20 protein-coding genes are annotated in these 22,448 nt (G+C 70.6%); 8 read left to right on the top strand and 12 right to left on the bottom strand.

The annotated features are described in order from the left end of the window. Positions 1 to 20: 20 nt before the first annotated feature. From B7W94_RS15990 to dut, 3 genes are read right to left on the bottom strand one after another with little or no spacing between them, the layout of a single operon-like run. Positions 21 to 755 (bottom strand): DUF3159 domain-containing protein, encoded by a 735-nt coding sequence (locus tag B7W94_RS15990; protein ID WP_025103568.1) that lies wholly within the window; start codon positions 753 to 755, stop codon positions 21 to 23. Then, positions 752 to 1,339 carry a DUF3710 domain-containing protein gene (locus tag B7W94_RS15995; RefSeq protein WP_025103569.1) on the bottom strand — a complete coding sequence of 196 codons (588 nt, stop codon included), beginning with the start codon at positions 1,337 to 1,339 and terminating at the stop codon, positions 752 to 754. The genes B7W94_RS15990 and B7W94_RS15995 overlap by 4 nt, the downstream gene beginning before the upstream one ends. After that, positions 1,336 to 1,806 carry a dUTP diphosphatase gene (dut, locus tag B7W94_RS16000; RefSeq protein WP_085607623.1) on the bottom strand — a complete coding sequence of 157 codons (471 nt, stop codon included), beginning with the start codon at positions 1,804 to 1,806 and terminating at the stop codon, positions 1,336 to 1,338. Before dut ends, B7W94_RS15995 begins: the two co-directional genes overlap by 4 nt. Before the next feature lie 12 nt (positions 1,807 to 1,818). On the opposite strand from dut, the gene B7W94_RS16005 reads away from it, so the two are divergent. Then, positions 1,819 to 2,283 carry a DUF3093 domain-containing protein gene (locus B7W94_RS16005; RefSeq protein WP_085607625.1) on the top strand — a complete coding sequence of 155 codons (465 nt, stop codon included), beginning with the start codon at positions 1,819 to 1,821 and terminating at the stop codon, positions 2,281 to 2,283. A gap of 74 nt (positions 2,284 to 2,357) precedes the next feature. On the opposite strand, the gene B7W94_RS16010 is transcribed toward B7W94_RS16005, so the two are convergent. Continuing rightward, a complete protein-coding gene (locus tag B7W94_RS16010; protein ID WP_025103572.1) occupies positions 2,358 to 2,651 on the bottom strand; it encodes a DUF4193 domain-containing protein in 294 nt (97 codons plus the stop codon). 199 nt (positions 2,652 to 2,850) lie between these two features. Between B7W94_RS16010 and sepH the strand changes: the two genes are divergently transcribed. Beyond that, the gene (gene sepH / locus B7W94_RS16015) at positions 2,851 to 3,900 is read left to right on the top strand and encodes a septation protein SepH (protein WP_025103573.1); all 1,050 of its coding nucleotides are present in this window, start codon (positions 2,851 to 2,853) and stop codon (positions 3,898 to 3,900) included. Positions 3,901 to 3,915: 15 nt separating this feature from the next. Here sepH and B7W94_RS16020 read toward each other — a convergent pair whose 3' ends face one another. Further along, positions 3,916 to 5,037: an alkaline phosphatase family protein gene (locus tag B7W94_RS16020; RefSeq protein WP_085607627.1), complete on the bottom strand. Its 1,122-nt coding sequence runs from the start codon at positions 5,035 to 5,037 to the stop codon at positions 3,916 to 3,918. A gap of 44 nt (positions 5,038 to 5,081) precedes the next feature. Here B7W94_RS16020 and B7W94_RS16025 point away from each other — a divergent pair, with 44 nt between their 5' ends. Next, a complete protein-coding gene (locus B7W94_RS16025) occupies positions 5,082 to 7,523 on the top strand; it encodes a DNA gyrase/topoisomerase IV subunit A (RefSeq protein ID WP_085607629.1) in 2,442 nt (813 codons plus the stop codon). A 60-nt stretch (positions 7,524 to 7,583) separates the two neighbouring features. On the opposite strand, the gene B7W94_RS16030 is transcribed toward B7W94_RS16025, so the two are convergent. Next, a complete protein-coding gene (locus tag B7W94_RS16030; RefSeq protein WP_085607631.1) occupies positions 7,584 to 9,695 on the bottom strand; it encodes a DNA gyrase/topoisomerase IV subunit B in 2,112 nt (703 codons plus the stop codon). A 181-nt stretch (positions 9,696 to 9,876) separates the two neighbouring features. On the opposite strand from B7W94_RS16030, the gene B7W94_RS16035 reads away from it, so the two are divergent. After that, positions 9,877 to 10,095, top strand: coding sequence for a DUF7455 domain-containing protein (locus B7W94_RS16035; RefSeq protein ID WP_025103577.1), 219 nt, complete (start codon positions 9,877 to 9,879; stop codon positions 10,093 to 10,095). 26 nt (positions 10,096 to 10,121) lie between these two features. Here B7W94_RS16035 and B7W94_RS16040 read toward each other — a convergent pair whose 3' ends face one another. Together B7W94_RS16040 and B7W94_RS16045 are read right to left on the bottom strand one after the other, a co-directional pair. Beyond that, complete coding sequence (locus B7W94_RS16040; RefSeq protein ID WP_085607955.1) at positions 10,122 to 11,159, bottom strand: alanine racemase; 1,038 nt, start codon at positions 11,157 to 11,159, stop codon at positions 10,122 to 10,124. 11 nt (positions 11,160 to 11,170) lie between these two features. Then, positions 11,171 to 11,875, bottom strand: coding sequence for an alanine racemase (locus B7W94_RS16045; protein WP_253247457.1), 705 nt, complete (start codon positions 11,873 to 11,875; stop codon positions 11,171 to 11,173). 84 nt (positions 11,876 to 11,959) lie between these two features. Between B7W94_RS16045 and B7W94_RS16050 the strand changes: the two genes are divergently transcribed. Beyond that, complete coding sequence (locus B7W94_RS16050) at positions 11,960 to 12,976, top strand: sugar-transfer associated ATP-grasp domain-containing protein (protein WP_085607635.1); 1,017 nt, start codon at positions 11,960 to 11,962, stop codon at positions 12,974 to 12,976. A gap of 151 nt (positions 12,977 to 13,127) precedes the next feature. On the opposite strand, the gene B7W94_RS16055 is transcribed toward B7W94_RS16050, so the two are convergent. The 3 genes from B7W94_RS16055 to B7W94_RS16065 all read right to left on the bottom strand — a co-directional run bounded on the left by B7W94_RS16055 (position 13,128) and on the right by B7W94_RS16065 (position 16,170). Then, positions 13,128 to 13,820 carry a coenzyme F420-0:L-glutamate ligase gene (locus B7W94_RS16055; protein ID WP_029989267.1) on the bottom strand — a complete coding sequence of 231 codons (693 nt, stop codon included), beginning with the start codon at positions 13,818 to 13,820 and terminating at the stop codon, positions 13,128 to 13,130. Continuing rightward, the gene (locus tag B7W94_RS16060; protein ID WP_370670652.1) at positions 13,820 to 15,013 is read right to left on the bottom strand and encodes an RNA polymerase sigma factor; all 1,194 of its coding nucleotides are present in this window, start codon (positions 15,011 to 15,013) and stop codon (positions 13,820 to 13,822) included. The genes B7W94_RS16055 and B7W94_RS16060 overlap by 1 nt, the downstream gene beginning before the upstream one ends. A gap of 215 nt (positions 15,014 to 15,228) precedes the next feature. Then, positions 15,229 to 16,170 carry a proteasome assembly chaperone family protein gene (locus B7W94_RS16065; RefSeq protein WP_025103583.1) on the bottom strand — a complete coding sequence of 314 codons (942 nt, stop codon included), beginning with the start codon at positions 16,168 to 16,170 and terminating at the stop codon, positions 15,229 to 15,231. A gap of 114 nt (positions 16,171 to 16,284) precedes the next feature. Here B7W94_RS16065 and B7W94_RS16070 point away from each other — a divergent pair, with 114 nt between their 5' ends. The 3 genes from B7W94_RS16070 to sucB all read left to right on the top strand — a co-directional run bounded on the left by B7W94_RS16070 (position 16,285) and on the right by sucB (position 20,978). Next, positions 16,285 to 17,763: a leucyl aminopeptidase gene (locus B7W94_RS16070; RefSeq protein WP_025103584.1), complete on the top strand. Its 1,479-nt coding sequence runs from the start codon at positions 16,285 to 16,287 to the stop codon at positions 17,761 to 17,763. 5 nt (positions 17,764 to 17,768) lie between these two features. After that, positions 17,769 to 19,142: a dihydrolipoyl dehydrogenase gene (lpdA, locus tag B7W94_RS16075; protein ID WP_025103585.1), complete on the top strand. Its 1,374-nt coding sequence runs from the start codon at positions 17,769 to 17,771 to the stop codon at positions 19,140 to 19,142. A 66-nt stretch (positions 19,143 to 19,208) separates the two neighbouring features. Beyond that, complete coding sequence (sucB, locus tag B7W94_RS16080; protein ID WP_025103586.1) at positions 19,209 to 20,978, top strand: 2-oxoglutarate dehydrogenase, E2 component, dihydrolipoamide succinyltransferase; 1,770 nt, start codon at positions 19,209 to 19,211, stop codon at positions 20,976 to 20,978. 16 nt (positions 20,979 to 20,994) lie between these two features. On the opposite strand, the gene B7W94_RS16085 is transcribed toward sucB, so the two are convergent. Then, positions 20,995 to 22,428 carry a hypothetical protein gene (locus B7W94_RS16085; protein WP_139833342.1) on the bottom strand — a complete coding sequence of 478 codons (1,434 nt, stop codon included), beginning with the start codon at positions 22,426 to 22,428 and terminating at the stop codon, positions 20,995 to 20,997. Between the last annotated feature and the right edge of the window lie 20 nt (positions 22,429 to 22,448).

The raw sequence follows: 22,448 nt of genomic DNA on the forward strand, positions 1-22,448 counted from the left end.
TTGATGTCGAGATAAATCTATCACGCCGCCGCGGGGTCGTCGTGCGACGACGCGCGGGGATAGAGCGCACGGACGACCAGCCAGGTCACCGCGATCAGGGGCGCGAACAACGGCAGTCCCATCACGAGCTTGAGGGTCCCGAGAGCGGTGACGTCGCCGGCCAGGTACAGCGGGAACTGCACGATCAGTCGGGCGAAGAACAGCGCGGCCCAGGCGATGCCCAACCAGAAGAAGGCCCGCCGCTTGCGACGGTCCGCACGCCAGGCGGTTCCCTCCCCCATGAGGAAGCCGACCGCGAGACCGATGACGGACCAGCCGATGAGCGCCGAGACGAGGATCGCCGACCCGTAGACCGCGTTCGTGATGAGGCCGGGGACGAAGTTGTCCTCGCCGCGGCCCGTCCACAGGGCCAGACCGGCGGCGGCCACGGCCGCGATCAGTCCGCCGAGGGCGGCCGACGGCGGAGACTTCTGCACCAGCCGGACGACGGTGAACACGGCGGCCAGACCGACGGACACTCCGAGGGGCAGCAGCAAGGGCTCAGGCCGAAGGGTGAACAGGATCACGAACGCGAGGCTCGGGAGCACCGACTCGAGGATCCCGCGCCAGCCGCCCATGGCCGACCAGACGACCTTGTGCGTGCTCGCGCTCTCGGACGGGTCGAGCCCGGCCTTGCGCGCGGCGCCGCCGAGTGCTGCTCCGAGGATCTCCGACGCGCTCTGTGTGCGCGGCTCCTCGGCGTCCGGCGTGGTCACGCGGAACCCGGCGTCGCCGGCATCTTCAGCGGGATGAGGTCGCGCGGCGGCATGGGCGCTCCCCCGCGGACGACGACGATCGAGCGGAAGAGGTCCTCGACCTTCGCGGCCGCCTCCGGATCGGACGCCGCCGCGCCGCCGATCACACCGCGCAGGAACCAGCGGGGCCCGTCGATGCCGATGAAGCGCGCGAGGCGCAGGCCGGAGCCTTCACTGGCGGTCGCGGGCACCTCCGCGAGCAGCTCCTTGCCGAGCGGCCCCTCCCGCTCCTCGACGCGACCGCCCTGCGCCTTGACCTGGTCGCGCAGCTGGACGCGCGTCTCGTCCCACAGACCGCCGCTGCGCGGAGCCGCGAACGGCTGCACCTGGAGCGACGACTCGGCGTAGTCGAGCCCGACCGCCACGATGCGCTTGCTCTGCTCCTCCACCTCGAGCCGCAGGTTCAGTCCCTCGCGCGGCAGGATCTTGATCCCGCCGAGGTCGATGTACGGGCGGACGGGGTTCGCCTCGGAGTCGTCGAACGGGCCCTCGGTGGCGCGGTTCTCCGGCGCCGACTTGGAAGGAGTCTCGTTGCTGTCGGTCATTTCGCCTGTCCTGCTTCGTTCTCGGGGGTCTGTGCCTGGTAGCCGGTCGAGCCGAATCCGCCGGCGCCGCGGACGCTGTCCGGCAGCTCGTCGACCGGGAGGAACCGGGCACGGGTGACGGGCATCACGATGAGCTGTGCGATGCGATCGCCGACGGCGACATCGTACGCGCTGTGGATGTCCGTGTTGATCAGACTGACCTTGATCTCGCCCCGGTAGCCGGCGTCGACGGTGCCGGGAGAGTTCACGATCGAGATACCGTGTCTCGCCGCGAGTCCGCTGCGGGGCACCACGAAGGCCGCATAGCCGTCCGGCAGCGCGATGCGCACGCCGGTGGGGACGAGAGCGCGCTCCCCCGGCTCCAGCCGCACGGCCTCGGCGGCGACGAGATCGGCTCCGGCGTCACCCGGATGCGCATAGCCGGGGACCGCTGCGGCGATAATGGGGACATCAACGGAATCGGTCACCCCATGAGGCTAATGCAGAACCCCGCAACGGACGCACGTCCCCGCTACCACGAACGCCTGGCCCCCAGCCTGTGGCTGCTGGTCACGATCGCCCTGGCGGGACCGATGGTGTCCCTGATCTTCGTGCCGGTCGGCTCGACCTTCGCGCTGCTGCTCGGCGGAGCGGTGTCCGCGCTGCTCGTGGTGGCGGCCATCGCCCTGGCTCCGGTCGTCTCGGTGCAGGACGGCGTGCTCCGCGCCGGACCCGCCCACATCGACGCGCGCCACCTCGGCGAGCCGGTGGCGCTGACCGGCGACGAGGCACGGGCCGCACGAGGACCGGAGCTCCCGGCTCGCGGGTGGCACCTCATCCGCGGCGGCATCGACGGTGTCGTCGTGGTGCCGAACATCGACGAGGCAGACCCCGTCATCGCGTGGACGATCTCGACCAGGACGCCCGATCGGCTCGCCGCGGCCATCCGCGCGGCGCGGGGCTGACCGCCCCCGGAGAAACGACAGCGCGCCCCTGACCGGATGGTCGGGGGCGCGTGAGGCGTCGCGCAGAGGGCTGCTCAGGCAGCGCACTCCTTGCAGATGGGGCCATCGGGTCCCTCGTGGTCGAGCTGCGAGCGGTGCTTCACGAGGAAGCAGCTCATGCAGGTGAACTCGTCCTGCTGCGCGGGCAGCACGACGACATCCAGCTCGAGATCGGAGAGGTCCGCGCCCGGGAGATCGAAGTTCGACGGGTTGTCGGAGTCCTCGTCTCCGGTCGTGCCGGACAGCTTGTCCGGCACACGCTCCTTGAGGGCTTCGATCGACTCGGAGTCGTCTTCACTCTTTCGGGGAGCGTCGTAATCGGTTGCCATGCGGTGAATCTCCACTTTCATGGTGCGAGTGGGCGGGTGCGCCGTCGGGTAATCGGCGGCCATAGTTTGCATGACCGGCGGGCGTTTCGCAAATGCCCTCCCATGCGACAGGGCAAACTCACGGCACGCCCGCCGTATTCCCTCTCCCGACGCGTCTCCCGTGACACCATGAACGCACACCCATCAGAGGGGCATTCGCATGGAAAACGTCACTATCGTCGGCACAGAAGCAGGAGTGCTCGTCCTCGCGACCGAGGCGGGCGAGCGGTTCGCGCTGCCCATCGACGCCGTGCTGCAGCGGGAGATCCGCCGCGCGACCCGCCAGGCCGAGCCGGCGGCGCAGAAGCTCGCCGCGAGTCCGCGGGACATCCAGGCCCAGATCCGCGCCGGTCTCACCGCCGCAGAGGTCGCGGAGCTCCTCGGGATCAGCGTCGACGACGTCGCACGCTTCGAGGGTCCTGTCCTCGCCGAGCGGGAGCACATCATCGGCCAGGCGCTCGCCGTCCCCGTCCTCATCGGCAGCGAGGTCGAGCCCGACGCGCAGCCGACGTTCGGCGCCGCGGTGCGCGCCAAGCTGGCCGAGGTGGGCGCGTCGTCCGAGCGCTGGGCGAGTTGGAAGGAGGAGTCCGGCTGGATCATCAAGCTGGAGTTCTCCGCCAACGACGTCGAGCACGACGCGCGTTGGAGCTTCGACCCTCGGCGGAGCGCCCTCTCGCCGCTGAACGCCGACGCCACGCAGCTCTCGCGACAGGGGTCCCTGCCGGAGGGCCTGATCCCGCGTCTGCGAGCCGTGGAGGCCGACCGCGCCGCCTCGCCCTACAAAGACGACAGCCGCTTCGACTCCGGCGCCTTCGGACCGCGCCTCGTCCCGGCTCCCGCGGCCGAGGCAGAGGAGCCGGCGCAGCCCGAGCGCTCGGCGCCGGCGGTCCAGGACGCCGCGATCAACCGCGCCCCCGACGCCGCCTCGACGAGCCCCGAGACCGCCGATCTCCTCGAGGCCCTGCGCCGTCGCCGCGGCCAGCGCGAGGCGGCGCCGATCGAGCACGAGATCGAGGACGTTCAGGACGACACCGATCCGATCGCCCTCTTCGCCGCATTGGAGGAGCCGGACGACGAGCCCGCGGCCCCGGAGCCCACGCCTCGTCAGCCGTCCTCGAACGACGCCGGCGACAGCGGCGGCCGTCGGCGGCGCCGCAACGCCATGCCGTCGTGGGACGAGATCGTCTTCGGAGCACGCACCGACGAATGACCGCGGTCGCTCGCGTCAGGAGGCGAAGGCGCCAAGCCGCAGGAACGGCACCCTGGTCTCCTCCGGGGTGAGTGCGCCGTGCTGCCCGATCATGCCGCGGTTGCGCTGGTCCTCGGCCGTGCCGTCGTAGAGAGCGCGCACACCCGTGGCGGCGATCAGCACGTCACCGATCCGGGACCGGGCGTCGTCGCTGACGACGGGGCCGAAGAGACCGGCCCGCAGCGCCTCCTCCCGGGTGGCGACCTCGGCCACCCCCTCCAGATCGCGGCGCAGACGCGTGGCCAGCACCGCGGTGTCGGAGTCCGGCTCCCGATACAGGTGCAGCATGCGAGGCTCGCCCCCGACGTGCCGGATGCCGACGAGATGCTCCTCCTCGAGCACGACCTGCCGATGGGACGGTACGTCGACCATGCCGTGATCCGAGGTCACCACCACGCCCACGCGCGGCGGGACGCGGACCGAGAGCGCGCCGTCGATCCGCTCCAGCGCGGTGACCCATTCCGCGGAGTCCACCCCGTGCTTGTGCCCCGCCTTGTCGACCTCGGGCAGGTAGCAGTAGACGAGGGAGCCCGGATTCTCCGCGGCCAGGGCGTAGGAGGCCTCGACCCGTTCCTCCGGCGTCGCCGCGGGGACGAATGTCGCGCCGCGGAGGGTCGCACGTGTGAAGCCGCTGTGCGCGTACGCCGCCAGCCCCACGGCGAAGACCGGCCGGCCCGTCGCCGCCATGCGCTCGAACACCGTGGGGGCGGCCTGCCAGGTGAGCGGGTCCAGACCGTCCGTCTCCCACCCGCTGAGCTGATTCACGAGGACATCCCGCTCCGGGTCTCGGACGCGATAGCCGACGAGACCGTGCTCCCCCGGCCAGACCCCGGTGGTGAGACTCGTGAGGGCGGCCGCCGTCGTCGTCGGGAAGACCGTCTGCGCGACGTCCTTCTTCGTCATCGTCGCGGTGAGCGAGCGGGCGTGACCGGCGTGCCCGCGGAGGCTGATCGCCCCGAGGCCGTCGATCACCACGAGCACGGCCGAATCGACGCGCGGCAGCGTGGCGGATTCGCCGCGGAGAGCGGCGCACAGGTCGTCCGCCACCCCGACGACGCTCCGGGCGCCCGGCGGCGCGGACGGTAGCATGAAGGACATCCGAGCCAGTCTGACACAGGCTCCCGTACGCCTTCAGGAAGTCCATGCCGAAAACCCCGCCGCCCGAGCCTGTCGAGGAACGCATCCAGGACATCGATCTCTCTCACGAGATGCAGGGCTCCTTCCTGGAGTACGCGTACTCCGTCATCTATTCGCGGGCACTCCCGGACGCCAGAGACGGCCTCAAGCCCGTGCAGCGCCGCATCCTGTTCCAGATGGCCGAGATGGGTCTGCGCCCGGACCGCGGCCATGTGAAGAGCGCCCGCGTCGTCGGCGAGGTCATGGGAAAGCTGCACCCCCATGGCGACTCGGCGATCTATGACGCGCTCGTCCGCCTCGCGCAGGAGTGGGCCCTCCGGGTGCCGCTCGTCGACGGTCACGGCAACTTCGGATCCCTGGACGACGGCCCCGCCGCCGCGCGGTACACCGAGGCGCGTCTCGCCGCCCCCGCGCTCTCGCTCACCGAGAACCTCGACGAGGACGTCGTCGACTTCATCCCGAACTACGACGGCCAGTTCCAGCAGCCGGCCGTGCTGCCCGCGGCGTTCCCCAACCTGCTCGTCAACGGTGCTAGCGGCATCGCGGTGGGCATGGCGACCAACATGGCGCCGCACAACCTCATCGAGGTCGTCGCCGCGGCGACCCACCTGCTCGAGAACCCGGACGCCACCACCGAGGATCTCATGGAGTACGTCCCCGGCCCCGACTTCCCGTCGGGCGGGATCCTCATGGGGCTCGACGGCGTCAAGGACGCCTACACGACCGGGCGCGGTGCCCTCAAGGTCCGCGGGCGGACGTCGATCGAGCCGCTGGGCCCCCGGCGCACGGGCATCATCGTGTCGGAGCTGCCCTACATGGTCGGTCCGGAGCGTCTCATCGAGAAGATCCGCGACGCGGTGCAGGCGAAGAAGCTGCAGGGCATCAGCGACGTCACCGATCTCACCGACCGCAACCACGGCCTCCGCGTCGCCATCGGGATCAAGACCGGTTTCGATCCGAACGCCGTGCTGGAGCAGCTCTTCCGGCTCACCCCGCTGGAGGACTCCTTCAGCATCAACAACGTCGCCCTCGTCGACGGCCAGCCCCGCACCCTCGGGCTCAAGGAGATGCTCAGCGTCTACGTCGGCCACCGCATCGAGGTCATCACCCGCCGCAGCCGGTACCGTCTCGCCCGCCGGGAGGAGCGCCTGCACCTGGTGGAGGGTCTGCTCATCGCGATCCTCGACATCGACGAGGTCATCCAGGTCATCCGGTCGTCGGACGACACCGAGCAGGCCCGCACCCGGCTCCGGTCCGTGTTCGACCTCAGCGAGCCGCAGGCCGAGTACATCCTCGAGCTGCGGCTGCGACGTCTGACCAAGTTCTCGCGCATCGAGCTCGAGGCGGAACGCGACGCCCTCCTCGCGGAGATCGCGTCGCTGCGCGAGCTGCTCGCCAGCCCGGCCCTGCTGCGCGCGGCCGTCGCCCGGGAGCTGGACGCCGTGGCCGAGGCGTACGGGACGCCGCGGCGCACCCTGCTGATGAACGCGGCCCCGCCGAAGCCCCGTGCGACGAAGGGCGCCGTCGACCTGCAGATCGCCGACGCGCCGACCACCGTCGTCCTCTCGACGACGGGCCGCGCCGTGCGCGTGGACCTCGGCGAAGGACAGGAGTTGACGGCTCCGGCCCGGCGGAGCAAGCACGATGCCATCCTCGCGACGGTCGAGACGACGGTCCGCGGCGAGGTCGGGGCGCTCACCAGCACGGGACGCGTCGTCCGCTTCTCCCCCGTGGACCTGCCCTCGGTGCCGGGCACCTCGGTGCAGCTCGCCGCGGGGACTCCGCTGCGCGACTACCTGGGGATCACGACCAAGAGTGAGCGCATCCTCGGGTTCGTCCGTTTCGACAGCGAGACCCCCGTCGCGCTCGGCACCGCCCAGGGCATCGTGAAGCGCATCGTGCCGTCGACCCTGCCCGTGCGGCCCGACCTGGAGGTCATCGGCCTCAAGACTGGAGACTCCGTGGTCGGGGTGGCCGACGCGGCGGATGACGCCGACCTCGTGTTCCTGACGACGGATGCGCAGCTGCTGCGGTTCTCGGCCTCGACGGTCCGCCCCCAGGGCGCGCCGGCCGGCGGCATGGCGGGCATCAAGCTCGGCTCGGGCGCCTCCGTCCTCTTCTTCGGCGCCGTCCGCCCGGACACCGATGCCGTCGTCGCCACGGTGTCGGGCGCGGAGAGCATCCTGCCCGGCACCGATCCCGGCCGCGCGAAGGTCTCGGCCTTCACGGAGTACCCGTCGAAGGGCCGCGCGACCGGCGGCGTCCGCGCCCACGCCTTCCTGAAGGGCGAGGACCGCCTCACCGTCGCCTGGGTCGGCCCGAACCCGGCTCTGGCCGTCGACCCCACCGGCGCGGTGCGCAAGCTGCCGGACGTGGGGGCACGACGCGACGCCTCCGGTCAGCCGATCGACGGCGTCATCGGCAGCATCGGCCGCACGCTCGTCTGATCCGTTCCACGAAGAAGGGGCCCCGGCCGCGCCGGGTCCCCTTCTTCGTGACGTCTGCTCTCAGGCGTCGATGGACTCGCGGGAGAGCTGGTCGGCGGAATCGATGATGAACTCCCGCCGCGGGGCGACCTCGTTGCCCATGAGCAGTTCGAAGACGCGGCCCGCCGCCTCGGCGTCCTCCATCCGGACGCGGCGGAGCAGCCGACCGGAGCGGTCCATCGTCGTGTTCGCCAGCTGCTCGGCGTCCATCTCGCCGAGACCCTTGTAGCGCTGGATCGGCTCGTGCCAGCGCTTGCCGGCCTTGCGGAGCTTCGCGAGCAGCGCGTGCAGCTCCTGCTCGCTGTAGGTGTAGATCGTCTCGTTCGGCTTGGATCCCGGGTTGATGACGATGATCCGATGCAGCGGCGGCACGGCGGCGAACACCCGTCCGTGCTCGATGAGGGGCCGCATGTAGCGGAAGAACAACGTGAGCAGGAGGGTGCGGATGTGCGCGCCGTCGACGTCGGCGTCGCTCATGAGGATGATCTTCCCGTAGCGCGCGGCGTCGATGTCGAAGGTCCTCCCGGAGCCGGCCCCGATCACCTGGATGATCGACGCGCACTCGGCGTTGGACAGCATGTCGCCGACCGACGCCTTCTGCACGTTGAGGATCTTCCCGCGGATCGGCAGCAGCGCCTGGAACTCGCTGTTGCGCGCGTTCTTCGCCGTGCCGAGGGCCGAGTCTCCCTCGACGATGAAGAGCTCGCTGCGCTCCACGTCGTTCGTCCGGCAGTCGACGAGCTTGGTCGGCAGGGTGGACGACTCGAGCGCGTTCTTCCGGCGCTGCGTCTCCTTGTGGGCGCGTGCCGACACGCGGGCCTTCATCTCGGAGACGATCTTGTCGAGTAGCTGCGTGGCCTGGCTCTTGTCGTCGCGCTTGGTGGAGGTGAAACGCTGCTGGAGGTCCTTCCGCATCACCTGGGCCACGATCTGGCGCACGGCGGGCGTGCCGAGCACCTCCTTCGTCTGACCCTCGAACTGCGGCTCCGGCACGTTGACCGTGAGGACCGCGGTGAGGCCGGCGAGGACGTCGTCCTTCTCGAGCTTGTCGTTGCCGACCTTGAGTCGGCGGGCGTTCTGCTCGACCTGGCTGCGGAGCACCTTCAACAGCTCCTGCTCGAAGCCCTGCTGATGCGTGCCGCCCTTCGGGGTGGAGATGATGTTCACGAAGGAGCGGATGCGGGTGTCGTAGCCGGTGCCCCAGCGCAGGGCGATGTCGACGGCGCAGACGCGCTCGACCTCGGTCGCCACCATGTGCCCGTCGGGCTGCAGGACCGGGACGGTCTCGGTGAACGTGCCCTCCCCCTGGATGCGCCAGGTGTCGGTCACCGGCGGGTCGACCGCGAGGTAGTCCACGAACTCGGAGATGCCGCCCTCGTAGAGGTACGAGGTCTCCACGGGGCCGGTCGGCGCCCCGTCCTCCCCCACCACGGCGCTCGCGGCCCGCTCGTCGCGCACCACGATCTCGAGCCCGGGGACCAGGAAGGCCGTCTGACGCGCCCGCGTCTCGAGCTCGGCGAGCTGGAACGCGGCGTCCTTGGTGAAGATCTGGCGGTCGGCCCAGTACCGCACCCGGGTGCCGGTGACGCCGCGCGGCGCCTTGCCGACGACGCGCAGCTCGCTGTTCTCCTCGAACGGGGTGAACGGCGCATCGGGCCGCTTCTCCCCCGAGTCGTGGAAGATGCCGGGCTCACCGCGGTGGAAGGACATCGCGTAGGTCTTGCCGCCGCGGTCGACCTCGACGTCGAGGCGCTCGGAGAGGGCGTTCACGACCGAGGCGCCCACGCCGTGCAGACCGCCCGATGCCGCATAGGAGCCACCGCCGAACTTCCCTCCGGCGTGCAGCTTCGTGTAGACGACCTCGACGCCGGTCAGACCGGTTCGCGGCTCGACGTCGACGGGGATGCCGCGACCGCGGTCGTGCACCTCGACGCTGCCGTCGTCGTGGAGGATGACGTCGATGCGCGAGCCGTTGCCGGCCACCGCCTCGTCGACGGAGTTGTCGATGATCTCCCAGAGGCAGTGCATGAGCCCGGGCGAACCGTTCGAGCCGATGTACATGCCGGGGCGCTTGCGGACCGCTTCGAGTCCTTCGAGCACCTGGAGATGATGGGCGGAGTACTCGGCATTCACAATCTCCGAGTCTATTCGCGGGAGGGAGCCGCCCCTCGCAGACACTCCCCGGGTCGCTGCGTTCGCGGCTACGCGCGTACGCGCTGAGCGAAACACGCCGTCGACCGGGCATGCCCCCAGGTGCAGCGTGGTTGTATTGAGCACGACCAACAAGGACGCCGACACCCGAGGAGGCCCCGAGATGAATGCAACGACCGAACGTGAGACCTCCGCTGTCGAGTACCGCCTGACCGCGATGGACCGCTGCGACTCGTGTGGAGCGCAGGCCTACATCGCCGCCGAGGTGAACGGTTCCGAGCTGCTCTTCTGCGCCCACCACGGCCGCAAGTACGAAGAGAAGCTGCGCAGTGTGGCCACGAGCTGGCACGACGAGACCGCTCGTCTCATCGAGACGGTCTGATCAGCGCCTGAGCCGACCGAACCGGTTCAGTCCACGACCCTCCGCCGAATCCGCGGACCGAGGCGGGTGAGGATCTCCTCGCCCACCGTATCGATCCGCTCGGCGAGGGTCGTTGCTGTCTCCTCCCCCTGTGCGCCGGGGCCGAAGATCGTCACCTCGTCGCCGACCGCCATCCCCGGCCAGCCTTCGACGGTCATCGTGGCGACATCGATGGTCGAGACCGCACGCGAGCCGGCGGGGGTGCCCACCGTCATCCCGGTCAGCGTGGACGGGACGCCGTCCAGACTCCCGACGGCGACGATCGCGCTCTCGCCCTCCACCCGCACGACCGGCGCGACGAGACGCGCCGCGGGACGGACCCCGTCGAGGTCCGGACCGTCCGCCGAGCGGATGCCGTAGCAGAACGCGCCGATCCGCGACACGGTCCCGCGCAACTCGGGTCGCCACCAGGACGCGGCCGAGGCCGTGAGGTGCACAGACGCCGGCTGCGGCCCGGTCAGGCCGACCTGCCGGACGGCGTCGAGGAACACGGCCTGCGCCTCGTCGTCCTCGGCGTCGCTCGCCTCGGCGATGTGGCTCCAGACCCCGACGAGGGCGAGTGCGCCGGAGCGCTCGGCGTCTCGGGCTTCGGCGACCGCGGCCGCCCAGTCCTCCGGGCGCACGCCGTTGCGATGCAGCCCGGTGTCGATCTTGAGGTGGATCCGTGCGCGCACGCCGAGGACCTCCGCCCGCGCGGCGATGCGCCGGAGATACTCGACGGTGCCGACGCCGAGCTCGATGTCCTGCAGGAGCGCCTCGTCGATCTCCTCATCGGTCGAGGTCGCCCAGGCGAACACCGTCACCTCCCCGCCCGCGATGCGCCGGACCTCGACGCCTCCGCGCACGTCATAGCTGCCGAACGAGGTCACCCCGGCCTCGAGGGCCGTCTCGACCGCCCAGCGAAGCCCGTGGCCGTAGGCGTCGTCCTTGAGGACCAGCATCAGCGTGGAGTCGCCGAGGCGGTCACGAACCGCCGCGATGTTCGTGCGGAAGACAGCACTGTCGAGACGCAGTTCGGGGCGCATCGGGCCTCCCATCATGCCTCCCATCCGCGCACGGCGTGCGCTCCCGGGACCGCGACGAGCTCGGCCGGGGTCATCCGAGTGAGCCCCGCCCAGCGCGCGATGGCGCCGGAGGCGGGTCCGGTCCCTCCGAAATAGGTCACCGCGTCGCCCACCTCCGCGGGGGCGCCCTGGAGGTCGATGACGCAGACGTCCATCGCGACACGCCCGACGATGGGGTGCAGTGCGCCGTCGATCTCCACGTCCGCGTGGTTGCCCAGGGCCCGGACGACGCCCTGAGCGTAGCCACCCGTCACGAGCGCGACCGTGGTGTCCGCCGCCGCCCGGAAGGTGTAGCCGTACGAGACGGCCTCTCCCGCCCGCAGGCGCTTGGTGGACATGACGCGGCCGACCAGGCGCATGACCGGAGGCGTCGTCGGGCGGCCCGCCGCGGACGGCAGCCCGTAGAGGAGACCGGGATCGAGGTCCGGCTCTCCGGTGGTCGTGGCGGTGATGCCTTCGAGACGGAGTGCCTCGACCTCTCCGGGAGAGTCCACGATGACCTCCTCCGCTCCCGCCGCGGTCACCGCCTGGGCGACGGCGAGCAGGCCGTGACCCCACGCATCGCGCCGGAGGTCGGCCCGGCGACCCCCCGCCCGGATCGCCGCGGACGCGCCGGCAGCGAGGGCCGAACGCGAGATCATCGCCTGCGGAAGCGCACTCGAACTCGTGTCACACACGTGCTCCAGCCTAGCTTCCGCGCTCCCAGGAGCCTGGGGGCTCCCCGCGTAGACTGGGACGTCGATCCCTAGACCCGGAGCTTCATGTCTCGTCTTTCTCTCGCGCCCCGCATCCGCTACCTCCTCGGCCGTGCCCGCCGCATCGACGTCGGTTCCGTGTTCGAACGTGCCAAGGAGGCCTCGGCCCAGCATCACCGGCCCGTGCCCACGATCGTCGCCGACATGCTCTGGTCGGCGGCCCGTCACAACGTCGGCTTCCAGGACTACATCGACTACGACTTCGCGATGCTGAACCGCGCCGAGCGCGAGACGTACATGACGCACCCCGTGTCCAACCAGCTCTCGCAGAAGTACGACCACCCCGACTTCCGCTGGATCTTCCAGGACAAGATCGAGTTCAACCGCAAGTTCTCCGCGCACCTGGACCGCGAGTGGATGGTGGTCGAGGAGGGGAACGCCGACGAGGTCCGCGCCCTCACGGAGCGCCTCGGCACGATCGTCACGAAGGAGCCGGTCGGTCAGGCCGGCACCGGTGTGCACCGGTATCACGCGGCCGACATCACGGACTGGACCGAGTTCCACCGCGGCCTCCTCGATCGCGGCGAACTGCTGATCGAAGAGGTCATCCGCCAGCACGACGACCTGGCGGCCGTGTGCCCCGGGACCGTGAACACCACGCGCATCACCGCGTTCTTCGACGGCGAGAAGGCGCACATCCTCGCGATGGCCCAGAAGTTCGGCCGCGGCGCGGTGAGCGATCAGATGACCTTCGGCGGCTTCTACACGATGCTCGACGAGAACGGGCACGCGGTGGGCGCCGGCTACGACTCGCACGGCCACGTCCACGAGACGCACCCCGACTCCGGGTTCCGCATCGCCGACTTCCAGCTGCCGTACATCGACGAGGTGCGCGCGTTCATCGATCAGGTTGCCCGCGTCGTGCCGCAGGTGCAGTACGTCGGCTGGGACGTCGTCGTGACCCCGGACGGCCCCGTGCTCGTCGAGGGCAACTGGGGCGCAGGCGTGTACGAGAACAAGCCCAGCGTCACCGGGATCCGGACCGGGCACAAGCCGCGCTACCGCGAGGTCATCGGCTTCTGACCCTCGACAGGCGCACCCTTCGACAGGCTCAGGGACCCAGCCTGGGTCGCTGAGCCTGTCGAAGCGTCGACCCGGCCCCTTACGCGCAAACCGGCCCCTTGCGTTCGCACGCAAGGGGCCGGTTCGTTCGTAAGGGGGTGGGTCGACCTGCTCAGACCGCGCGGACGATGCCGAGCGGGGTGGACTCGAGGCCCTGACCGAGCGGGTTGTCACCCAGGATCTTCACCAGCCGCAGCTCCCCCGCCTTGTCCAGCGTGGAGCCGAGGATGTTGCCGCCGAGATCGTTGATGTCGACCACGGCCACCTCGGCCTGGCCGCCGATCAGCGTCTTCAGGTGCGCCGCGACCCGGTCCGGGTCCTTCGGCCCGAGCACCACAGCCTCGTTGTACGGAGGGATGGTGTGCTTCGTCGGGCCGTCGATCGCGCGCGCCTTGTCCCCCGCGATGCGGTAGAAGTCGCCCTTGCGCCCGAAGGCCTTGGTGACCGCCGAGACGGCCGCCGCGAAGAGGATGCGCGGCGTACCGCACTCGCGCAGCGCCATCTCCATCGTCTCCGGCATGCCGAGACCGATGCCGTACGGCGTGCGGGTGACGTACTTCGACAGGAACAGCGCGAGCTTGCGCGGCTTGATCTCGTCGAGGCGGTAGGACCGCCCCTGCGTGATCGCGACGATCTTCTCGGTCACGAAGAGGAGGTCGCCCGGTTGGACGGCATCCTTGGCGTACTCCGTGATGATGGCGTCGAGATCGTCGTCCGGCATCACGACACGGGTGCGCAGCGGAATCCGCGCGTAGCTCTTTCCGTCGACGCTCGCCTCGAGCGCCTTGCCCTCGTTCGCCTGCATCACTCGAGGTAGTCCCGCAGCGACTGCGAGCGGCTCGGGTGGCGCAGCTTGGCCATCGTCTTGGACTCGATCTGGCGGATGCGCTCACGTGTCACCCCGAACGTGTCACCGATCTGGTCGAGCGTCTTCGGCTGACCGTCGCCCAGGCCGAAGCGCATTCGGATCACGCCGGCCTCGCGCTCCGAGAGCGAGTCGAGGAGCTGCTCGAGCTGACGCTGCAGCATCGTGAAGCCCACGGCATCGGCGGGGACCACGGCCTCGGTGTCCTCGATGAGGTCACCGAACTCGCTGTCGCCGTCTTCGCCGAGCGGCGTGTGCAGGGAGATCGGCTCGCGACCGTACTTCTGCACCTCCACGACCTTCTCCGGAGTCATGTCGAGCTCGCGGCTCAGCTCTTCCGGAGTGGGTTCGCGACCGAGGTCCTGCAGCATCTGGCGCTGCACGCGGGCGAGCTTGTTGATGACCTCGACCATGTGCACCGGGATGCGGATCGTGCGGGCCTGGTCGGCCATGGCGCGGGTGATGGCCTGACGGATCCACCAGGTGGCGTAGGTCGAGAACTTGAAGCCCTTGGTGTAGTCGAACTTCTCGACCGCGCGGATGAGACCGAGGTTGCCCTCCTGGATCAGATCCAGGAACTGCATGCCGCGACCGGTGTAGCGCTTGGCGAGGGAGACGACGAGACGGAGGTTCGCGCCGAGGAGGTGGCTCTTCGCGCGCTGACCGTCACGGGCGACCCACTGCAGGTCGAGTCCGAGCTGGCTCGTCTTCTCGGCGGGAGACATCGCGGAGAGCTTCTCCTCCGCGAACAGACCCGCCTCGATGCGCATCGCGAGCTCGACCTCTTCGGCCGCGTTCAGCAGCGCGACCTTTCCGATCTGCTTCAGGTAGTCCTTGACCGGGTCGGCGGTCGCGCCGGTGATCTGGGTCGAGTAGACCGGGACCTCTTCGTCGTCCTTGGAGGAGATGACGATCGCACCGGTCGGCAGCGGCTCGGTGAAGGCCGGCTTCGCGTCGTCCTCCTCCTCGTCGCCCGCGGCGTCTTCGGAGCCCTCGGCCGCAGCGGCGTCGTCTTCCTCGACGACGTCGTCCGACTTCTTCTTCTTCGCGGGGGCGCGCTTGGCCGCGGCACGCTTGGGCGCGGGAGCCGCTTCGGTCGCTTCGACGTCCTCGACCTCGGGATCCGCGGTGATCTGATCGGCCTTCTTCGTCCGCGTGTTCTTCGTCGTGGCAGGAGTCACGTTTCGCCTTTCACGGGGCCGCTGGGAGACCCCGGGACATTTCGGACACTAGTAAGACCCTTGTCAAGTCCAGCGCTCGAAAACACTGATTGACAACGGGTCGGACTCCTAGTATCGCACACGTATGGCGATGAGGACGCATTCGCGCCCGATCCGCACGGACGGATTCAGCCGCGGCCCGGCTTGTCGTCGTCGCCCGACGGACGGGTGGCGAGGTAGCGCTCGAGTTCGGCTGCGAGCTCATCGGCGCTGGGCAGGTCGCGTTCGCTGAATCCGCCTTCGTCGTACGAGTCGTCCTCGGGGTCACGGCCGGCCATGTAGGCGTCGTAGCGACGTTCCAGGTTGTGCACCATCTGCTGCAGCTCGTCGTTCGCCGCGACCTGCTCGTCGACCCGGGCGATGTAGTCCGCGCGCCGCTCCTGCACGGCGTCCAGCATGAGCACGAGACCGGTCGACGCCATGAGCTTCTCCGCCGCCGCGCTGACCGCCTCCGGGTTCTCGGTCTCGGCGAGGTAGTGCGGCACGAGGAGGACGAAGCCGACGACGCGTTCCCCGCGCTCCGCGAACCGGTACTCGAGCAGGTGACCGGCAGTGGCGGGCACCTGCGTGCGCGGACGCCACACGGAGTGCGACACGACGAGGTCGCGCCGGTTCCCGCTCACCGTCGTCCCGATGGGACGCGTGTGCGGCACGGGCATGGCGATGGAGTGCACCCAGTGCAGTCCCGACGCCTCGAACTCCGCTGCGAGGTCCAGCACCGTCTCCGCGAAGGCGTTCCAGGCGAAGTCGGGCTCGTAGCCCGTGAGGAGGAGGAACGGACGACCGAGCGCGTCCGTGGCGAGGGAGAGCTCGAGTCGGGGCGGGCGGAACTCGGCGAGGTGGTCCTGGTCGAACGAGATCACGGGGCGACGCGCGCGGTAGTCGAGGAGCACGTCGTTGTCGAAGATCGCGAGCGGCTGCGGCGACGTCGTCTCCCTCAGGTGATCGATGAGCCCCGACACCGCACTGCCCGCGTCGGTGAATCCGGTGAGCAGCATCACGAGAGGCAGGCCGTGGGGCACCGTGGGAGCGTTCGCGACGCGTTCGTGGATCTCTCCGGAGAAGGGCATGTCTCCATGCTACGAGCCGCACCCGGACCCGGGCTCTGACCTGTCTCGCTGAGAGCGAACACACCCCGCCGGGCGGGCCGACGACCCCGGGGGGGAGATCCTAGGATGGAGACCATGACGCTTCCCGTGCTCTCGCACACCACCGATCAGTTCCCCGGAAGCGCTGCCGATGCCGCAGTGCTCGTCGTCCCCGATCTCTCCGAGTCGGCCGAGTCCCTGGCGGCTCACCCCGGTCTCGCCGACGTCCTCGCGGGCATCGGCTTCACCGGCGCCGCCGGAGCGTTCGCGCGGGTCTACGCCCCCGAGGTGACGACGCTCCCCTTCGCGGTCGTCGGCGTCGGCTCCACCATCGACGACGCGTCCGTGCGCAGCGCCGCCGGCACGGCTCTCCGGTCCCTCACCGGCTTCGACACCGTCTCGCTCGGCCTCGCCTCCGGACTCGAGGCGCACGCGGCCGCGGCGGCGGAAGGCGCCGTCCTCGGCGGCTACCGCTTCGACGACTATCGCGCCGAGAACGGCAGGAAGAAGCGGGCGACGGCGGTCGTCGTCCACGCCCCGCTCGACGACGCGACGATCGCCCGTGCCCACGCGACGGGCGAGGCCGTCGCCCTCATCAAGGACCTCGTGAACGTGCCCGCCGAGTGGCAGAGCCCTGCGCAGCTCGCGCAGAGCGCCGCCGACAGCGTCGCCGACCTCGACGTCACCGTGCAGATCCTCGACGAAACCGCTCTCGCGGAACAGGGCTTCGGCGGCATCCTCGGCGTCGGCCAGGGCTCCGACCGGCCGCCGCGTCTCGTCCGCCTCGACTATGCGCCGGCGGACGCGCAGCGCCACATCGCCCTCGTCGGCAAGGGCATCACCTTCGACACCGGCGGCCTGTCGCTGAAGCCCGCGGCCTCGATGGTCGGCATGAAGTTCGACATGGCCGGTGCCGCGACCTCCCTCGCCGCCCTCCGCGCCATCGCCGCCCTCCGCCTCCCCGTGCATGTGACGGCGTGGCTCTGCATCACCGACAACATGCCGTCCGGCCGCGCCCTCCGCCCCGGCGACGTCATCCGCATCCTCGACGGCACCACCGTCGAGGTGCTGAACACCGACGCGGAAGGGCGCCTCGTCCTCGCCGACGGTCTGGTCGCCGCGAGCCGCGAGAACCCCGACGTCATCATCGACGTCGCGACCCTGACCGGCGCGATCGTCGCGGCCCTCGGCCACCGTCACACCGGCGTCTTCGGCGACGACGAGACGGTCGCGGAGTTCCTCGCCGCCGCCGCGCGCACGGGGGAGCCGGCGTGGCACATGCCTCTGCCCGCCTACATGGAGGAGACGCTCGACTCCCCCATCGCCGACATGATCAACGCCAACATGGGAGATCGGATGGGCGGCGCGTCCTTCGCCGGCCTCTTCCTGCGGCGCTTCGTCGGCCGTACCTCGGACGCGGACGACGCGCCGCGCATCCCCTGGGTGCACCTCGACATCGCGGGCTCCGGTGAACACGCCGGCGCCCCCTACGGCTTCACCGAGAAGGGCCCCACGGGGGCGATGGTCCGATCGATCATCGCCTTCGCCGAAGCAGCATCCCACCCGGAGGCATGACACCCATGACAACCCACACCTTCGACATCGTCGTCCTGGGCGGCGGCAGCGGCGGGTACGCCGCGGCACTGCGAGCGAGCGAGCTCGGCAAGTCCGTCGCACTGATCGAGAAGGACAAGGTGGGAGGCACATGCCTCCACCGCGGGTGCATCCCCACGAAGGCGCTGCTGCACGCCGCCGAGGTGGCGGACCACGTGCGTGACGCCTCCTCCGTGGGAGTCACGGCCTCGTTCGGCGGGATCGACGTCGCCGGGGTGCGCACCTACCGCGAGGGCATCGTCGCCAAGAAGTACAAGGGTCTCGAGGGGCTCGTGAAGGCGCGCGGGATCACGACGGTCACCGGACTCGGTCGCCTGAACGCGGACCGGAGCGTGAGCGTCGGCGACGACGTCTACGTCGGCACGGACGTGATCCTCGCCACCGGCTCCTACAGCCGCTCGCTGCCGGGGCTCGAGATCGGCGGCCGGATCCTGACCAGCGAGCAGGCCCTCGCCCTGGACGTCATCCCCGAGCGCGTGCTCATCCTGGGCGGCGGCGTGATCGGCGTCGAGTTCGCGAGCGTGTGGCGCTCCTTCGGCGCCGAGGTGACGATCGTGGAGGCCCTGCCCCACCTCGTCCCGAACGAAGACATCGCGATGAGCAAGGGGCTCGAGCGCGCGTTCCGCCGCCGCGGTATCCAGTACTCCCTCGGCGTGCGCTTCCAGAGCGCCACGCAGGACGACTCGTCCGTGACCGTCACGCTGGAGGACGGCACGGAGTTCACCGCCGACTACCTCCTCGTCGCCGTCGGCCGCGGCCCCGCCACCGCCGACCTGGGCTTCGAGGAAGCCGGCGTGCGTCTGGACCGCGGGTTCGTGACGGTGGACGGCGACCTCCGCACCGATGTCCCCGGTGTGTGGGCGGTCGGCGACATCGTCCCGGGTCTCCAGCTCGCTCACCGCGGGTTCCAGCAGGGCATCGCGGTCGCCGAGCGCATCGCGGGTCTCTCCCCCGTGAACGTGCCCGACGTGCAGATCCCGAAGGTCACCTACTCCAGCCCCGAGGTCGCCTCGGTCGGTCTGACGGAGGAGGCGGCGGTCGCCGCGCACGGTGCCGACGCCGTCCACTCCTACGAGTACAACCTCGCGGGGAACGGGAAGAGCGAGATCATCGGCACGGGTGGCCTCGTCAAGGTCGTCCGCCTCAAGGACGGACCCGTCCTCGGTGTGCACCTCCTCGGCGACCGCGTCGGAGAGCTCATCACGGAGGGGCAGCTCGCGGTCGCGTGGGAAGCCCACCCGGAGGACATCGCGCCGCTCATCCACGCCCACCCGACCCAGAGCGAGGCCCTCGGCGAAGCCTTCCTCGCACTGGCCGGAAAGCCCCTGCACGCCCTCTGAGCACCAACCGGTGCCCGAGTCACTAAGCTAGACAAGCGTCATACAACTTCTGAAGGAGACTCAGTCATGAGCACATCCGTGGTCCTCCCCGCTCTCGGTGAGAGCGTCACAGAGGGTACGGTCACCCGCTGGCTCAAGCAGGTGGGAGACACCGTCCAGGCGGACGAGGGCCTGCTCGAGATCTCGACCGACAAGGTCGACACCGAGATCCCCTCCCCCGTCACCGGCGTGATCGAGGAGATCCTCGTGGCCGAGGACGAGACCGTCGAGGTCGGTGCTCTGCTGGCCCGCATCGGTGACGGCAGCGGCGCGGCCCCTGCCGGCGATGCCCCTGCCGCCGCCGAAGCCGCTCCGGCCGAAGCCGCCGCCCCCGCCGCTCCGGAGCCCGCCGCGGCTCCCGCAGCGGAGCCGCAGGCTCCCGCCGAGTCCGCGCCCGCCGAGGCCGCCCCTGCGGCTCCGTCCGGCGACGCGACCGACATCGTGCTCCCCGAACTCGGCGAGAGCGTCACCGAGGGCACCGTCACCCGGTGGCTCAAGCAGGTCGGCGACTCGGTCGAGGTCGATGAGGCGCTCCTCGAGATCTCCACCGACAAGGTCGACACCGAGATCCCGTCGCCGGTCGCCGGCGTGCTGCAGGAGATCGTCGCCGGCGAGGACGAGACCGTCGAGGTCGGCGCCGTGCTGGCACGTGTCGGTTCCGGTGCTGCTCCCGCGGCTCAGCCCGAGGCTCCTGCCGCTCCGCAGGCCGAGGCTCCCGCCGCGCCGGCCCCGCAGGCCGAGACTCCGGCTGCACAGCCCGATACTCCGGCTGCTCCCGCTCCGCAGGCCGAGGCCCCCGCCGCGCCGGCCCAGCCCGCTGCTCCCGCACAGCCCGCTGCTCCGGCACAGCCCGCGCAGACCGAGGCTCCCAAGCTGTCGCTGCCGACCGAGAGCGACAACCTCTACGTGACCCCGCTCGTCCGCCGTCTGGCTGCGCAGCAGGGCGTGGATCTGGCCACGGTCAAGGGCACCGGCGTCGGAGGCCGTATCCGCAAGGAGGATGTCCTCAAGGCGGCCGAGACGGCGACCGCCGCACCGGCCGCCGCCGCGGCACCGGCTCCGGCACCGCTCGAGGTGTCGCCGCTGCGCGGGACCACTCAGCCGATGTCGCGCCTGCGCAAGGTCCTCGCCAAGCGCGCGGTCGAGTCGATGCAGCAGACCGCTCAGCTCACCACCGTGGTCGAGGTCGACGTCACCGCTCTCGCCGAGTACCGCGACAGCGTCAAGGCGTCCTTCCTCGAGAAGACGGGCGACAAGCTCTCCTTCCTCCCGTTCTTCGCGCTGGCGGCGGCGGAGGCCCTGCAGGCCTTCCCGATCATCAACGCGACGGTCGACGGCGAGCAGATCGTCTACCCGGCCTCCGAGAACGTCTCGATCGCGGTCGACACCGAGCGCGGTCTGCTCACGCCGGTGCTCCGCGACGCGGCCTCGAAGAACATCGCCGAGATCGCCCACGAGATCGCCGACCTCGCGGCGCGCACGCGCGACAACAAGCTGAAGCCGGACGAGCTCGCCGGCGGCACGTTCACGCTGACCAACACCGGTTCGCGCGGCGCGCTGTTCGACACCCCCGTGGTGTTCCTGCCGCAGTCGGCGATCCTCGGCACCGGCACGGTCGTCAAGCGCCCGGGTCTGGTCAAGGTCGGCGGCACCGACGCGATCGCGGTCCGCTCCTACGTGTACCTGGCTCTGTCGTACGACCACCGCATCATCGACGGTGCCGACGCGGCCCGCTTCCTCGGTGCGGTGAAGGCCCGCCTCGAGGCTGCGCAGTTCAGCGGTCAGCTCGGAGCCTGATCCGGCGGCTTCGCCCTCACCTCGGCTGGTCCGCGACGCGATACGCGTCGCGGACCAGCCATTTCTCGTCCACCCACACCAGTACGACGATCATCGCCCCCGCGCCTGAGCCTTCTCGAGCCGCGGACGACGACGACAGCTCCAGCACGGCGATGTCTCCGTAGCGATCCACCAGCACAGGGTCGTCACCGCCGATGAGCTCTGCCGCGACCGCCCTGATCGCCGGCGCTCCCCCCGCGATCGCCGTCGCGCACACCGGATCCTCTCGCGACTCGCACTCCGCGATCCGCGTGATCACGTCCGGCAGGGCGGCCAGCGGATCATCGACCGCCGGTGGCGTGGCGCCCGCGGTGGGCGACGGCATCGGCGACCGCGCGGGTTCCCGCGAGGTCTCGTGCGCGGGATCCGACGTCGACGGACGCGCGGTCGTCGCCGTACCCGCATCGGGGCTTCCGACCGCAGAACCCTCTCCTCCGCTGGGCCACAACGACCCGGCGACGAGCACAGCCGCCGCGCAGACTCCGGCGACGACGAAGATCCGCGCCCGGCGGGGCCGTGTGCTCCGCCGCTCCGTCCCTCGGGGCGCTGCGACCTCGCGCGGGCGGACGAGGGCGCGCGCTCGGCCGGAGAGGTGGTCGAGGAAGGCGCGAAGGGCGGCGACGACCGTCGCTCGCTCGCGCACGCGGAGACGGTCCCGCGGCACGCCGGTCTCCCGCAGCCGACTGCGCGTGGCGGAGTCGGCTCGGAGGCGCCGGAGCGCCGTGGCGGCGCCGACGGAGGCACCCGTCTGATCCTCGGTCGCAGACTCCAGCGGCCGCGGCGCCGCGATCTCCAGCAGCTCCCGCTCCCCGTCTTCGAGCAGCCGTCGCGGTACACGGCGTTGCGCGGCAGCCGTGCGGAGATGCTCCCGGAGGCGATCGAGGACGCGGATCAGCGCCTTGTCCGCGCAGTCCGCGTGCAGGCGATCCAGGACTGCCAGGACCGCCGACGCCGCGTCCTGGCCCGCTCCCGGCACGAAGACAGGACGGCCGCGTTCGGTGAGCCACCAGGCCCCCGGCACCTCGGCGGCCGGCATCGGCCCCAGCTCGCTCAGCCCGCGCAGCATGCTCACGACGACCGTGCTGATCTCCCCCGAGGACAGCCCTCCCCGCGCTCGACCGGCCCGCTCCAGGAAGACGTGCAGAGTCTCCGTGCACCACGGAAGCAGCACGTCGTGTCCGCGCGCGCGACGGACGACGTCGAGAGGGGCGGCGACGTGCTGCGACCCCGCGTACCGCCACCCCGCCCATCCGGTGAGGCCCTCCGCATCGCGGCGCACGACCGGACCATCCGGCGAGGCGACGAGAGCGCCCTCCAGGGGTCCCTCCCCAGGATCCAGGAGCCGGATCGTGCGATGAGCCTGCGGCAGTACGGCCTGGTCGAAGGGCGGATTCTCACGCTCATCTGTCATGCGACCCATCCCAACCGATC

Origin of the sequence: Microbacterium sp. LEMMJ01, assembly GCF_002114135.1 — a bacterium.
Taxonomy (GTDB): Bacteria; Actinomycetota; Actinomycetes; order Actinomycetales; family Microbacteriaceae; genus Microbacterium.